At 62.7% G+C, this 1,143-nt stretch carries 1 protein-coding gene and 1 pseudogene; both read right to left on the bottom strand.

Going from position 1 to position 1,143, the window contains the following annotated elements; translation table 11 throughout:
* On the bottom strand, positions 1–878 hold an 878-nt coding region (locus tag Q0341_RS06900), incomplete at its 3' end, for a DMT family transporter (protein ID WP_299511477.1).
* 11 nt (positions 879–889) lie between these two features.
* Positions 890–1,143 (bottom strand): annotated as a pseudogene (locus Q0341_RS06895) (DedA family protein); the annotation flags it as partial.

Genomic DNA, 1,143 nt, shown 5'->3' with positions numbered 1-1,143 from the left:
GGCCCGATGATGGACAGCAAAGCCGCCAGCAAGATCAAGGCCCCGCCGATCACGGTGCGGCTGTCCCAACTGGAGGCACCCAGTATGACGGAAGACACGCTGGCAAACAGCACTTCGGACAGCATGACCAGCGCCGTGGTGTGGGCGGCCAGACGGGCCGCGCCGTATTGCAGCGCCAGGTTGCCCAACAAAAAGGAGAAGCCCAGCAGGGCCACCAGGGGCAGCCAGCTCCAAGCGGGGGCTCCACCAACGGCCACCACGCCGGTGGCCAAACCCAGCAGCGCTGCCAGCGTGGCCATGAGCGCGCCGCCGCCAAACATGGCCAGGGTGCGCGACGCGCTGGGCGCGTCTTTGAGCTTGAGCAGCAAGGCGTTGGTGATGGCAAAAGTCAGCCCGCTGCCAAGGGCCAGCACATCGGCCAGGCTCTCGGGCACAGGCCAGGGCGTGTCGGGGGTTTTGAGCACGATGAACAAACCGGCCAAGGCCAGCGCCAAGCGCAGCAAGGCCATGCCGGTGGGTTTTTCGCCCAAAAGCCACCACGCCACCAGCACAGACCAAGCGGGCATCAGGTAAAAAAGCAGCACCACGCGAACCACATCGCCCACGGTCACGGCCCAGTTGAAGCCCACATTGGTCAAGCCCGAGGCGATCAGCAGCCACCACAAGCCAGGGTGTTGTTGCCAACTGACCAGCTTTCCGCGTCCACCTACCCACAAGGCGAGGCATAGGAAAACAAAGCCATACACCAGCGCCGTGGCCCACAGCGGGTGCAAGCCCAAGGCTTCGAGTTGTTTGAATGGCCACCAGCAAACGCCCCAGACCAGGGCGTTGAAAAGGAGCCCGGTCACAGCCAGGCTTTTGGGAGACGTTGAGCCCATGCGCGGGCGACTTAAGACGCGTCGCCAGGCACTTTGGCAGCGGCCGCGGTGGTCTGCCGCTTACGCCACCAGCGCCAGATCAGCCAGACAATACCGATGCCCAACAGGGCAAAAATGCCGTGTTGGAACTGGCGCAGCACACTGAACATCCAGTCCCAGTTTTGTGCGCCAAAGTAACCCAGATAGACCCAGATCGGGACGCTGATCAACGCGGCAAAACCGTCCATGAAAAAACAGGTGGCAAAACTGACCCGTTGGCTCATGC

Origin of the sequence: uncultured Limnohabitans sp. (genome assembly GCF_937889215.1) — a bacterium.
Lineage (GTDB): Bacteria > Pseudomonadota > Gammaproteobacteria > Burkholderiales > Burkholderiaceae_C > Limnohabitans_A.
This window is presented reverse-complemented; position numbering and strand designations above follow the sequence as displayed.